At 58.5% G+C, this 12,754-nt stretch carries 14 protein-coding genes; 11 read left to right on the top strand and 3 right to left on the bottom strand.

Going from position 1 to position 12,754, the window contains the following annotated elements; genetic code table 11:
* Window positions 1-97: 97 nt before the first annotated feature.
* Window positions 98-535, bottom strand: a complete 438-nt coding sequence (locus PBDP_RS24385; RefSeq protein WP_003205372.1) for a Z-ring associated ZapG family protein — start codon at window positions 533-535, stop codon at window positions 98-100.
* A gap of 147 nt (window positions 536-682) precedes the next feature.
* On the opposite strand from PBDP_RS24385, the gene PBDP_RS24380 reads away from it, so the two are divergent.
* The 3 genes from PBDP_RS24380 (at window position 683) to zapE (ending at window position 3,890) form a co-directional block, all read left to right on the top strand.
* Window positions 683-1,312: an alpha/beta hydrolase gene (locus PBDP_RS24380; RefSeq protein WP_109754826.1), complete on the top strand. Its 630-nt coding sequence runs from the start codon at window positions 683-685 to the stop codon at window positions 1,310-1,312.
* A gap of 24 nt (window positions 1,313-1,336) precedes the next feature.
* Window positions 1,337-2,692, top strand: a complete 1,356-nt coding sequence (locus tag PBDP_RS24375) for a tryptophan--tRNA ligase (RefSeq protein WP_109754825.1) — start codon at window positions 1,337-1,339, stop codon at window positions 2,690-2,692.
* 103 nt (window positions 2,693-2,795) lie between these two features.
* Window positions 2,796-3,890, top strand: coding sequence for a cell division protein ZapE (gene zapE, locus PBDP_RS24370; RefSeq protein ID WP_109754824.1), 1,095 nt, complete (start codon window positions 2,796-2,798; stop codon window positions 3,888-3,890).
* A 135-nt stretch (window positions 3,891-4,025) separates the two neighbouring features.
* On the opposite strand, the gene PBDP_RS24365 is transcribed toward zapE, so the two are convergent.
* The gene (locus tag PBDP_RS24365) at window positions 4,026-4,922 is read right to left on the bottom strand and encodes a GlxA family transcriptional regulator (RefSeq protein ID WP_178082494.1); all 897 of its coding nucleotides are present in this window, start codon (window positions 4,920-4,922) and stop codon (window positions 4,026-4,028) included.
* A 245-nt stretch (window positions 4,923-5,167) separates the two neighbouring features.
* Between PBDP_RS24365 and PBDP_RS24360 the strand changes: the two genes are divergently transcribed.
* Window positions 5,168-6,304 (top strand): acyl-CoA dehydrogenase family protein, encoded by a 1,137-nt coding sequence (locus PBDP_RS24360; protein ID WP_109754822.1) that lies wholly within the window; start codon window positions 5,168-5,170, stop codon window positions 6,302-6,304.
* A gap of 132 nt (window positions 6,305-6,436) precedes the next feature.
* On the opposite strand, the gene PBDP_RS24355 is transcribed toward PBDP_RS24360, so the two are convergent.
* A complete protein-coding gene (locus tag PBDP_RS24355) occupies window positions 6,437-7,477 on the bottom strand; it encodes an NADP(H)-dependent aldo-keto reductase (protein WP_109754821.1) in 1,041 nt (346 codons plus the stop codon).
* Between the two features lie 245 nt (window positions 7,478-7,722).
* On the opposite strand from PBDP_RS24355, the gene rplM reads away from it, so the two are divergent.
* From rplM to PBDP_RS24320, 7 genes are all read left to right on the top strand, one after another.
* Entirely contained in the window at window positions 7,723-8,151 is a 429-nt protein-coding gene (rplM, locus tag PBDP_RS24350; protein ID WP_003205365.1) for a 50S ribosomal protein L13, read from the top strand.
* 14 nt (window positions 8,152-8,165) lie between these two features.
* Window positions 8,166-8,558, top strand: a complete 393-nt coding sequence (gene rpsI / locus PBDP_RS24345; RefSeq protein WP_003228056.1) for a 30S ribosomal protein S9 — start codon at window positions 8,166-8,168, stop codon at window positions 8,556-8,558.
* Window positions 8,559-8,814: 256 nt separating this feature from the next.
* Window positions 8,815-9,408 (top strand): ubiquinol-cytochrome c reductase iron-sulfur subunit, encoded by a 594-nt coding sequence (gene petA / locus PBDP_RS24340; protein ID WP_109754820.1) that lies wholly within the window; start codon window positions 8,815-8,817, stop codon window positions 9,406-9,408.
* A complete protein-coding gene (locus tag PBDP_RS24335) occupies window positions 9,408-10,619 on the top strand; it encodes a cytochrome b (protein WP_003205362.1) in 1,212 nt (403 codons plus the stop codon). The genes petA and PBDP_RS24335 overlap by 1 nt, the downstream gene beginning before the upstream one ends.
* Window positions 10,619-11,401 carry a cytochrome c1 gene (locus tag PBDP_RS24330; protein ID WP_109754819.1) on the top strand — a complete coding sequence of 261 codons (783 nt, stop codon included), beginning with the start codon at window positions 10,619-10,621 and terminating at the stop codon, window positions 11,399-11,401. Before PBDP_RS24335 ends, PBDP_RS24330 begins: the two co-directional genes overlap by 1 nt.
* Before the next feature lie 151 nt (window positions 11,402-11,552).
* Window positions 11,553-12,170 carry a glutathione S-transferase N-terminal domain-containing protein gene (locus PBDP_RS24325; protein ID WP_003178195.1) on the top strand — a complete coding sequence of 206 codons (618 nt, stop codon included), beginning with the start codon at window positions 11,553-11,555 and terminating at the stop codon, window positions 12,168-12,170.
* A 16-nt stretch (window positions 12,171-12,186) separates the two neighbouring features.
* Window positions 12,187-12,600, top strand: coding sequence for a ClpXP protease specificity-enhancing factor (locus tag PBDP_RS24320; protein WP_058545586.1), 414 nt, complete (start codon window positions 12,187-12,189; stop codon window positions 12,598-12,600).
* Window positions 12,601-12,754: the final 154 nt, after the last annotated feature.

The raw sequence follows: 12,754 nt of genomic DNA, 5'->3' as shown, positions 1-12,754 counted from the left end.
TGCCACAATGGATCAACAGTGAAGTGAGTGGGATTTGAGGCAATAAAAAGCCCGCCCGATCATATGATCGGGCGGGCTTTTGGGTGTCGCTTGGAGATTACTTCTTCAAACCGTAATGCTCATCGAGCATGCCGGGTGAATTGGGGGCCTTGGGGGCGTAGTCCCGCGGCGGTTCCTGGATCCCTTTTGGTGGGGTCAGGCGTTCCCGTGGAGTCTGTGCCGCATCGGCTTGCAGAGCAGCCAGCAGACGTTGGCGAGTCTGCTCGTCCAGGGCCAGGCGATTGGCACCTTCGGACAGATGATCCTGGACGTCCTGGTAGCTCTGGGTGAGTTTTTTCACCAGGGACGCGGTGCTGTTGAAGTGGGTGACCACCTCATTCTGATAACTGTCGAAACGTTCCTGAATGTCGTCCAGCTGACGTTGCGTGCTGTTGGGCACCGCGTTGGGCAGCAATCGGGCAAGCAGGAATCCAATGGCGACACCGGCAACCAGGGCAAGAGTCGGCAACAGCCAAACTAAGAGCGAGTGTTCCACGAGTCCTTCCTCTATAAACGGCTTTGCTTTACGTTAACGGCTCGGACCTGCGCTGTATACCGCGAAGAACATCGCAATCATGCCAGGCACAGACTTTAGCTAGACGAGTCGACCCTATTCGAGGTCACGGAGTTCTTTCCCTTGCTTATGCGCGAAACCCCTGTAGTCATCGATGGCCCGGTGGGCCAACTGGAAGCCTTGTACCTGGACAGCGAGGCGCCCCGTGGCCTGGCGCTGATCTGCCACCCGAACCCGGTGCAGGGTGGGACCATGCTCAATAAAGTGGTCTCGACCCTGCAACGCACTGCCCGCGATGCTGGGCTGGTTACGTTGCGTTTCAATTATCGTGGCGTGGGTGCCAGTGCCGGTACGCATGACATGGGCACTGGTGAAGTCGACGACGCCCAGGCCGCCGCCGATTGGCTGCGGGAAAAATACCCGCAACTGCCGCTTACCCTGTTCGGTTTTTCGTTTGGTGGTTTCGTTGCCGCGAGCCTTGGCGGACGCCTGGAAGCCCAGGGGCAACCGCTCAAACACCTGTTCATGGTGGCCCCGGCGGTGATGCGCCTGAATGAACAGTCGCCCTTGCCGATGAGTGGCGAGTTGACCGTGATCCAGCCGGAAACCGACGAAGTGGTCGATCCGCAACTGGTTTACGAATGGTCCGACACGCTCCAACGCCCCCATGAGCTGCTGAAAGTGGCAGAATGCGGACACTTTTTTCATGGCAAGCTGACCGATCTCAAGGATCTGATCCTGCCGCGCCTTTCGAATTGACAGCAGTCTGACAAGCGATAACTCATGACGACGCGTACCCGTATCCTGACCGGCATCACCACCACCGGCACCCCGCACCTGGGCAACTATGCCGGCGCTATCCGTCCGGCGATCCTCGCCAGCCGCGACAGTAACGCCGATTCGTTCTACTTCCTGGCCGACTACCACGCCCTGATCAAATGCGATGACCCGCTGCGTATCCAGCGTTCGCGCCTGGAAATCGCCGCCACTTGGCTGGCCGGCGGCCTGGACGTGGACCGCGTGACCTTTTATCGGCAGTCCGACATTCCCGAGATTCCCGAACTGACCTGGCTGCTGACCTGCGTCGCCGCCAAGGGCCTGCTCAACCGTGCCCATGCCTACAAGGCCTCGGTGGACAAGAACGTCGAGGCCGGCGAAGACCCGGACGCCGGCATCACCATGGGCCTGTACAGCTACCCGGTACTGATGGCCGCCGACATCCTGATGTTCAACGCCCATAAGGTGCCGGTCGGTCGTGACCAGATCCAGCACGTGGAAATGGCCCGCGACATCGGCCAGCGCTTCAATCACCTGTTCGGCCAGGGCAAGGAGTTCTTCACCATGCCCGAGGCGCTGATCGAGGAAAGCGTGGCGACGCTGCCGGGCCTCGATGGCCGCAAGATGTCCAAGAGCTACGACAACACCATCCCGTTGTTCAGCAGCGCCAAGGACATGAAGGACGCGATCTCGCGGATCGTTACCGACTCCCGTGCCCCGGGCGAAGCCAAGGATCCGGACAATTCGCACCTGTTCACCCTGTTCCAGGCTTTTGCCACTGCCGAACAGTCCGCCAGCTTCCGCAGCGAACTGCTGCAAGGCCTGGGTTGGGGCGAAGCCAAGAACCGTCTGTTCCAGTTGCTCGACAGTGAGTTGGGTGAAGCGCGTGAGCGTTATCACCAGTTGATCGAGCGTCCGGCGGACCTGGAAGACATCCTGCAGCACGGCGCGAAAAAAGCCCGGGCCGTGGCGACGCCGTTCCTCAATGAACTGCGCGAGGCCGTTGGCCTGCGGTCGTTTGTCAGCCAGGTCCAAGTGGCCGCCAGCACCAAGAAGAAAGCCACCAAGGCTGCACGCTTCGTGAGCTTTCGCGAAGACGACGGCAGTTTCCGCTTCCGTCTGCTGGCCGCCGACGGCGAGCAACTGTTGTTGTCCCGCCACTTTGCCGATGGCAAGGCTGCTGGCCAGGTCACCAAGCAATTGCAGTCCGGTCAGCCATTGGATGTTCGTAACGACGGACAGAGTTTCAGTGTCTGGCTCGACGGCGAATGCGTGGCGGACAGCCCGGCTTTCGCAGACAGCGCCGCTCGCGATGCAGGCATTGATGCGTTGCGTGTTGCCCTGACACCTGCCCAGGACTGATTCTGGCGCGTAACTCCGACCATCGGCCCGAATACGGGCCGATTGCCATTCCTTTGGGCCATCGCTACAGTGACGGCCCGTTTTTGTTGCCTTGCTAACGAATATGACGCCCCTAGAACGATATCAAGCTGATCTGAAACGCCCGGAGTTTTTCCACGACGCAGCCCAGGAAACGGCGGTGCGGCATTTGCAGCGCCTGTACGATGACTTGGTCGCGGCGTCGAACAACAAGCCGGGCCTGTTGGGCAAACTGTTCGGCAAGAAAGACCAGACACCGGTCAAGGGCCTGTATTTCTGGGGGGGGGTGGGCCGTGGCAAGACCTACCTGGTGGACACCTTCTTCGAAGCGCTGCCGTTCAAGGAAAAGACGCGGACGCACTTCCACCGCTTCATGAAGCGTGTGCACGAAGAAATGAAGACCCTGGGTGGCGAGAAGAACCCGCTGACCATCATCGCCAAGCGTTTCTCCGACGAGACCCGGGTGATCTGCTTCGATGAGTTTTTCGTGTCCGACATCACCGACGCCATGATCCTCGGCACCTTGATGGAAGAGCTGTTCAAGAACGGCGTGACCCTGGTCGCCACCTCGAACATCGTGCCGGACGGCCTGTACAAGGACGGCCTGCAGCGGGCGCGTTTCCTGCCGGCGATCGCGCTGATCAAGGAACACACCGAAATCGTCAACGTCGACAGCGGCGTGGATTATCGCCTGCGTCACCTCGAGCAAGCCGAGCTGTTCCACTTTCCCCTGGATGCCGCCGCCGAAGAAAGCTTGCGCAAGAGCTTCCGTGCCTTGACGCCGGAGTGCACCCAGGCGGTGGAAAACGATGTATTGATCATCGAGAACCGTGAAATCCGCGCCATCCGCACCTGTGACGACGTGGCCTGGTTCGACTTCCGCGAACTGTGCGACGGCCCTCGCAGCCAGAACGACTACATCGAGCTGGGCAAGATCTTCCACGCCGTGCTGCTCAGCGGCGTCGAACAAATGAGCGTTACCACCGACGACATCGCCCGCCGCTTCATCAACATGGTCGACGAGTTCTACGACCGTAACGTGAAGCTGATCATTTCGGCTGAAGTCGAACTCAAGGACCTCTACACCGGCGGTCGCCTGACGTTCGAATTCCAGCGGACCTTGAGTCGTTTGCTGGAGATGCAATCCCACGAATTCCTGTCGCGGGCGCATAAGCCGTAAGGAAATTCGGAGCACACAACCTCTGTGGGAGCGAGCCTGCTCGCGATAGCGGTGTATCAGTCAACATCAATGCTGGCTGACACACCGCTATCGCGAGCAGGCTCGCTCCCACATTGGATTGCATTCAGCTCCGGTTCACGCCGCCTGCTGAAACTGCTGCCGATACTGGTTCGGCGACAGGTCGGTATGTTGCCGGAACAACCGGGCGAAAAAGCTCGCATCGTCGTAGCCGACTTCATAGCTGATGGTCTTGATGCTCTTGCGGCTGCCGGAGAGCAGGCCCTTGGCGGTTTCTATCCGCAGTCGTTGCAGGTAATGCAATGGTTTGTCACCCGTGGCGGTCTGGAAGCGGCGCATGAAATTGCGAATGCTCATGCCGTGTTCGCGGGCGACGTCCTCGAAGCGGAATTTGTCGGCGAAGTGCTCCTCAAGCCAGTGCTGGATCTGCAGGATGATCACATCCTGGTGCAGTTTCTGCCCGCCGAAGCCGATCCGTCCCGGCGAATAGCTGCGTTGCACTTCATACAGGATGTCCCGCGCCACGGCCTGGGCCACATTGGCGCCACAGAAGCGTTCAATGAGGTAAATGTAGAGATCGCAGGCTGAGGTCGCACCGCCAGCGCAGAACAGGTTGTCGGCGTCGGTCAGGTGCTTGTCCTGGTTCAAGTGCACTTGGGGGAAGCGCTCCTTGAAGGCATTGAAGAAGCGCCAGTAGGTGGTCGCCTCCTTGCCGTCGAGCAGCCCGGACTCGGCCAGCCAGAACACCCCGGTGGCTTCGCCGCAGAGCACCGCACCGCGGGCATGTTGTTCCCGCAGCCAGGGCAGGACCTGAGGATAACGTTGGCAGAGGCTGGCGAAATCATCCCAGAAGGCTGGCAGGATGATGACGTCGGTATTTTCCAGGCCACCGTCCACCGGCATGATCACATCGCTGAAGCTGTTCACCGGTTTGCCATCGGGGCTGACCAGGCGGATTTCAAACGCCGGCGTCAGGCCTAGGCCCAGTTGCTTGCCATAGCGCAGGCTGGCCAGGTGGAAAAAATCCTTGGCTTGCATGAGGGTGAAGGCGAAGACCCGGTCGATTGCCAGGATGCTGACGCGCCGCAAGGGCGTGGAGACGTGCATAGACATAATTCATCTTTATTTTTATAGGGGAAAGTGGTCACCAGACGGCTGGATCGTCTTATTTTTTGTCGGATGTGTCCAGTGTCCTGTCGTACACCGCAGGCTTTAGGCTCTATCGGATAACCACGTCCAACAATAATCAAAGGTGCGTCATGATCCCAAGAACACTGTTCAGTCCCGAGCACGAATTGTTTCGCGACAGCGTACGAACCTTCCTCGAAAAAGAAGCCGTGCCGTACCACGGCCAGTGGGAAAAACAGGGGCATGTCGACCGCCAGCTCTGGAACAAAGCGGGGGAGGCGGGCATGTTGTGCTCGCACCTTCCAGAAGCCTACGGCGGGCTGGACGCGGACTTCCTCTACAGCACGGTGGTGATCGAGGAGATCGGCCGCCTGGGGCTGACGGGGATCGGTTTCTCGCTGCATTCCGACATCGTCGCGCCGTACATCCTGCATTACGGCAGTGAAGCGCTGAAACACAAATACCTGCCGAAACTGGTGTCTGGTGAGATGGTCACGGCCATCGCCATGACCGAGCCGGGCGCCGGTTCCGACCTGCAAGGCGTGAAGACCTCGGCGGTGCTGGACGGCGATGAGTACGTCATCAACGGCTCGAAGACTTTCATTACCAATGGTTTCCTGGCTGACCTGGTGATCGTGGTCGCCAAGACCGATCCGAAGGCTGGGTCCAAGGGCACCAGCCTGTTCCTGGTGGAGGCGGGCACGCCGGGTTTCGAAAAGGGCAAGCGCCTGGAAAAAGTTGGAATGAAGGCCCAGGACACCTCGGAATTGTTCTTCCAGGATGTCCGCGTGCCGAAGGAAAACCTGCTTGGCCAGGCCGGAATGGGCTTCGCCTACTTGATGCAGGAGCTACCTCAGGAGCGCCTGACCGTCGCCATTGGCGGCCTGGCCTCGGCCGAAGCGGCGCTGCAATGGACCCTGGACTACACCCGCGACCGCAAGGCGTTCGGCAAATCCATCGCGGACTTCCAGAACACGCGTTTCAAGCTCGCGGAAATGGCCACCGAAATCCAGATTGGCCGGGTCTTCGTCGACCGCTGCCTGGAACTGCACCTGCAAGGCAAGCTCGATGTACCGACGGCGGCGATGGCCAAGTACTGGGGCACCGACCTGCAATGCAAGGTGCTCGACGAATGCGTGCAGCTACACGGCGGCTACGGCTTCATGTGGGAATACCCGGTTGCCCGGGCGTGGGCGGATGCGCGGGTGCAGCGGATCTATGCCGGGACCAATGAAATCATGAAGGAGATTATTGCGCGGTCGCTTTGATGACGTAGTGACTGTTAGACCGCTATCGCGAGCAAGCCCGCTCCCACAAGGGTGTCTGTCGAATCACAAATTGTGGTCAGACATAAATCCAATGTGGGAGTGAGCCTGCTCGCGATGAGGGCTATGAATCAATCAAGGCGCCGGATTCGGCTGGTCCTTGTGAATCGCCTCGATCCCTGCCAGGACTTCATCTGACAGCTTCAGGTCGAAGCTGGCGATGTTGCTGTCCAGTTGCTCCAGCGTGGTGGCGCCGATGATGTTGCTGGTCACGAACGGCTGCTGGGTGACGAACGCCAGGGCCATCTGTGCGGGGTCCAGGCCATGTTCGCGGGCCAACGCCACATAGCGGCTGCATGCTGCTTCCGACTGTGGATTGAAATAGCGCATGAAGCGGCTATAGAGGGTCAGGCGACCCTTGGCTGGCCGTGCGCCGTTTTCGTATTTGCCCGACAGGAAACCGAACGCCAGGGGCGAGTAGGCCAGCAGGCCGCACTGTTCGCGGATGGCGATTTCCGCGAGGCCGACCTCGAAGCTGCGATTGAGCAGGTTGTAAGGGTTCTGGATCGACACCGCCCGCGGCCAGCCGCGGGCTTCGGCCAGGGCGAGGAATTTCATGGTGCCCCAAGGCGTTTCGTTGGACAGGCCGATGTGGCGGATCTTGCCGGCGCGGACCTGTTCGTCCAGGGCTTCGAGGGTTTCCTCCAGCGGGGTGAACGTTTCGTCGGCCTTGTGCTGGTAGCCCAGTTGGCCAAAGAAATTGGTGCTGCGTTCCGGCCAATGCAACTGGTAAAGATCGATCCAGTCGGTCTGCAAGCGCTTGAGGCTGGCATCCACCGCTTCGACGATGTGGCGGCGGTTGTGCTTGAGGTTCTTGTCGCGGATGTAGTCGATGGTGTTGCCGGGACCGGCGATCTTGCTTGCCAGGATCCAGTCGGCACGGTCGCCGCGGCTCTTGAAGTAATTGCCGATGTAGCGCTCGGTGGTGGCGTAGGTCTCGGCCTTCGGTGGCACCGGGTACATCTCGGCGGTGTCCATGAAATTGATGCCGGCACCCTTGGCGCGTTCGATCTGGGCGAAGGCTTCGGCCTCGCTGTTCTGCTCACCCCAGGTCATGGTTCCGAGGCACAGGGCACTCACGTTCAGATCGGTACGGCCTAGCTGGCGATAGTCCATCGGGACCTCCTTGGGCAAAACAATCATAAAAGCAGGTTGAAATATTTTTCGCAATCTGCATAATTGCGCACCTCTTTCTGCAGTGGAAGTGATGCGCCGCCGCCGAAGAATCTTGCCGTTGAACGGACGCGCCGACCCGAGCCCCCGAAAGCGTCTGTATCCGGCTGCCTTTGACTTGTCAAAGTACGCACTATTCAGTAAGATCCGCCGTCTAATTTACAGGGCGGCCCCTGAGGCTATAAAGAATGAAAACTTTTACTGCTAAACCGGAAACAGTAAAGCGCGACTGGTTTGTCGTCGACGCTGCTGGTCAGACCCTGGGTCGTCTGGCCACCGAAATCGCGAGCCGTCTGCGTGGCAAGCACAAGCCTGAGTACACCCCTCACGTTGACACCGGTGACTACATCGTCGTGATCAACGCTGAGCAAGTACGTGTTACTGGCGCTAAAACCACTGACAAAATGTACTACTCCCACTCCGGTTTTCCTGGCGGCATCAAGTCGATCAACTTCGAAAAGCTGATCGCCAAAGCCCCTGAGCGCGTGATCGAGACCGCGGTTAAAGGCATGCTGCCTAAAAACCCACTGGGTCGCGACATGTATCGTAAGCTGAAGGTTTATGCGGGCGCTGCTCACCCTCATACTGCTCAGCAGCCCCAAGAACTGAAGTTTTAACGGAATAGTTCATTATGTCGGCGACTCAAAATTACGGCACTGGCCGTCGCAAGACTGCAACCGCACGCGTTTTCCTGCGTCCGGGCACTGGTAATATCTCCATCAACAACCGCTCCCTGGATAACTTCTTCGGCCGCGAAACTGCCCGCATGGTAGTTCGTCAGCCGCTGGAACTGACCGAGACCGTCGAAAAATTCGACATCTACGTCACCGTTATCGGTGGTGGTGTAAGTGGTCAAGCTGGCGCAATCCGCCACGGCATCACTCGCGCCCTGATGGACTACGACGAGACTCTGCGTAGTGCTCTGCGCAAAGCCGGCTTCGTAACTCGCGATGCTCGCGAAGTTGAACGTAAGAAAGTCGGTCTGCGTAAAGCGCGTAAGCGTCCGCAGTACTCGAAGCGTTAATTCCGCTTCCGCTTTCAAAAGGCGCCCAGTTCCTCACGGAGCTGGGCGTTTTTTTATGGGCAAAAGAATTGCTCTGTGACAACTTGCCACATTCGTAGAGCCCCTATACTACAAGGCTTGGCGGTTTGGCCGCTTGGTAATTACCTTGTCAGAATTGGGGCTTTTCATTACCATTCGGCAAAATTTTTATAAGTTCAGATTTTTACTTAGTAGACGCCTGATCTAACAGGCCACAAAGCTGATGGGAGAGGACTGAATGAGCAATGACGGCGTGAATGCAGGCCGGCGTCGCTTCCTGGTAGCAGCCACATCCGTGGTGGGTGCTGCAGGAGCGGTGGGGGCTGCGGTCCCGTTCGTGGGGTCATGGTTTCCCAGTGCCAAGGCGAAAGCTGCAGGTGCACCGGTGAAAGTGAATGTCAGCAAGATCGAGCCAGGCCAGCAGATGATTGCTGAGTGGCGCGGCCAGCCGGTGTTCATCGTCCGCCGTACAGAGGAAATCCTGGGGAATCTGAAAAAGATCGAGGGGCAGTTGTCCGACCCCACCTCCAAGAACTCGACGCAACCGACCTATGTCGATCCGGAGACACGTTCGATCAAGCCAGAAGTCCTGCTTCTGATCGGGATCTGCACGCACCTGGGTTGCTCGCCAACGTTCCGTCCTGAAGTGGCGCCTGCCGACTTGGGCAAGGACTGGGTTGGTGGTTATTTCTGCCCTTGCCACGGCTCCCACTACGACCTGGCCGGTCGCGTCTACAAGTCGCAGCCTGCACCTCTGAACCTGCCAGTTCCCCCGCATTCCTATGAGTCGGATGACATCATTGTCATCGGCGTCGACACGGAGAAAGCGTGATGAGCAAATTCATGGATTGGGTTGATGCGCGCTTTCCCGCGACCAAAATGTGGGAAGACCATCTCAGCAAGTATTACGCTCCAAAAAACTTCAACTTCTTCTACTTCTTTGGCTCTCTGGCATTGCTCGTTCTGGTCAACCAGATCGTTACCGGTGTCTGGCTGACCATGAGCTACACCCCGTCGGCGGAAGAAGCGTTTGCCTCCGTCGAATACATCATGCGCGACGTCGAGTACGGCTCGATCCTGCGTCTGCTGCACTCCACTGGCGCTTCGGCATTCTTCATCGTGGTCTACCTGCACATGTTCCGTGGTCTGCTCTACGGTTCGTACCAGAAGCCTCGTGAGCTGGTGTGGGTTTTCGGCATGCTGATCTACCTGGCGCTGATGGCCGAAGCCTTCATGGGCTACCTGCTGCCATGGGGCCAGATGTCCTACTGGGGTGCCCAGGTGATCATCTCGTTGTTCGGTGCGATTCCGGTCATCGGCGACGACCTGACCCAGTGGATCCGCGGTGATTACCTGATCTCCGGCATCACCCTGAACCGCTTCTTCGCCCTGCACGTCGTGGCCTTGCCGATCGTGATCCTCGGTCTGGTGGTACTGCACATCCTGGCGCTGCACGAAGTCGGCTCGAACAACCCCGATGGTGTGGACATCAAGAAGCACAAGGACGAGAACGGCGTACCGCTGGATGGCATTGCCTTCCACCCGTACTACACCGTGAAAGATATCGTCGGTGTGGTGGTCTTCCTGTTCATCTTCTGCTCCATCGTGTTCTTCTTCCCGGAAATGGGTGGTTATTTCCTCGAGAAGCCGAACTTCGAGCAAGCGAACGCCTTCAAGACCCCTGAACACATTGCCCCGGTCTGGTACTTCACGCCGTTCTACGCGATCCTGCGGGCGATTCCGGACAAGCTGATGGGCGTTATCGCCATGGGCGCGGCCATCGCCGTGCTGTTCGTCCTGCCGTGGCTGGACCGCAGTCCGGTCAAGTCGATGCGCTACAAAGGCTGGCTGAGCAAGATCTGGCTCGTGGTGTTCTGCATCTCGTTCGTGATCCTGGGCGTGCTGGGTGTACTGGCACCGACACCGGAGCGTACGTTGCTGTCGCAGGTTTGCACCTTCCTGTACTTCGCCTACTTCATTCTGATGCCGTTCTATACCAGGCTCGAGAAGACCAAACCGGTTCCGGAAAGGGTGACTGGCTGATGAAAAAGCTATTTGCTGTACTGATTCTTGCTGCTATGCCTGTATTGTCCTTCGCGGCCGAACACGGTGGTCCAGAGCTGGAAAAAGTCGACATCGACGTTTCCGACAAGGCTGCCATGCAGGACGGCGCACGGACGTTCGCCAACTACTGCATGGGCTGCCACAGTGCCAAGTTCCAGCGCTACGAGCGTGTAGCCGATGACCTGGGCATTCCCCATGAAATGATGCTCGAGAAACTGGTGTTCACCGGTGCCAAGCTGGGCGATCACATGACCATCGGCATGCAGCCTGCGGATGCCAAGACCTGGTTCGGCGCCGCGCCGCCGGATTTGACCCTGGTCGCCCGCGTACGTGGAACTGACTGGCTTTATGGTTACCTGCGTTCGTTCTACGAAGACCCTGCGCGTCCATGGGGCGTGAACAACAAGGTCTTCCCGAACGTCGGCATGCCTAACGTTCTGGTCGGCCTCCAGGGGCGCCAGGTGGTAGGCTGCAAACAGGTTCAGATCGTCGAGGGTGGTAAAAAGCAATTCGATCCGCTGACTGGCACCGCTTTGACGCATGAAGCCTGCGACCAACTGACCGTATTGCCGAACACCGGTAGCCTGACCCCGGAGCAGTTTGACGAGAAGGTCAAGAACCTGGTGACCTTCCTGGCCTACTCGGCCAACCCGGTGAAGCTGGAGCATCAGCGCATCGGTACCTATGTATTGCTGTACCTGGCGTTCTTCTTCGTATTCGCTTACCTGCTCAAGCGTGAATACTGGAAAGACGTGCATTGATAAAGCTGTAAGCCGTTGCTGTTAATCGTGCGCGCCCAAGGGCGTCTCTAGAAATGTAACGAGCCTGGTCAGCCAGGTGTTACGGGAGACGCTCTCTGGGCGCGCTCGTTTTTCCGTTTTTCGATAATTTCAACAAGCGAGGAGGATCGCCATGGGCGTGACCAATCGGTTGGCCTGTTACTCCGACCCCGCCGACCACTATTCCCACCGGGTACGCATCGTACTGGCAGAGAAGGGTGTCAGCGCCGAGATCATTTACGTCGAAGCGGGCCGTCAGCCGCCGAAGCTGATCGAAGTGAACCCTTACGGCAGTCTGCCCACACTGGTCGATCGTGACCTGGCATTGTGGGAGTCGACCGTGGTGATGGAATACTTGGATGAGCGTTATCCGCATCCGCCTTTGCTGCCGGTGTACCCTGTCGCACGCGCCAACAGTCGTTTGCTGATCCATCGCATCCAGCGTGACTGGTGCGGGTTGGTGGATCTGATCCTGGATTCCCGGACCAAGGAACCCGCGCGGGTCGTGGCACGTAAGGAACTGCGTGAAAGCCTGACTGGCGTATCGCCGTTGTTCGTCGACAAGCCGTTTTTCCTCAGTGAGGAACAAAGTCTGGTGGATTGCTGCCTATTGCCCATACTCTGGCGTTTGCCGATTCTGGGTATCGAACTGCCGCGGCCTGCCAAGCCGCTGCTTGATTATATGGAGCGCCAATTCGCGCGTGAGGCTTTCCAGGCGAGTCTGTCTGGTGTCGAACGCGACATGCGCTAAGGCTTAGGGAGCCGCTATGAACTCCAGTCGACCTTATCTGGTCCGCGCGCTCTACGAGTGGATTGTGGACAACGATTGCACCCCGCACATGCTGGTCAACGCCGAGTATCCGTCGGTGCAGGTGCCGCAGGGTTTTGCCAACGATGGGCAGATTGTCCTGAACGTATCGCCAGCCGCTGTGCGTCACCTGCACATGGATAATGACGCCGTCAGCTTCGAAGGGCGCTTCGGTGGTGTGCCGCACACGCTGTACGTGCCTATTGCTGCGATCCTGGGGATTTATGCTCGGGAGAATGGCCAGGGCATGGTGTTTGAGCTGGAAGCGCCGCTGGACGGTGAAGAAGAGTTCGAGCCGGATGATGACCTGCCGCCACCGGATGACGAGCCGCCGCGTCCTAGCGGGCGGCCTAGTCTGAAAGTGGTGAAATAGATCTGCTGGCTGGTTTGAAGAAAATGCCTGTGTCGTGAGATGCGGGCATTTTTTTTGTGGTTCCGTGGTTGGTGTGTATATCACGCCAGTCAGCCCTGAAATCGAACCCAAAAAAAAGGCGCTTTCCCCGCCTGGGAAAAGCGCCTTTTCTGAG

The sequence above is a fragment of the Pseudomonas sp. St290 genome (assembly GCF_018325805.1).
Lineage (GTDB): Bacteria > Pseudomonadota > Gammaproteobacteria > Pseudomonadales > Pseudomonadaceae > Aquipseudomonas > Aquipseudomonas bijieensis.
Note: the sequence above shows the minus strand (reverse complement) of the source record. Positions and strands in the feature narration are given on the sequence as shown.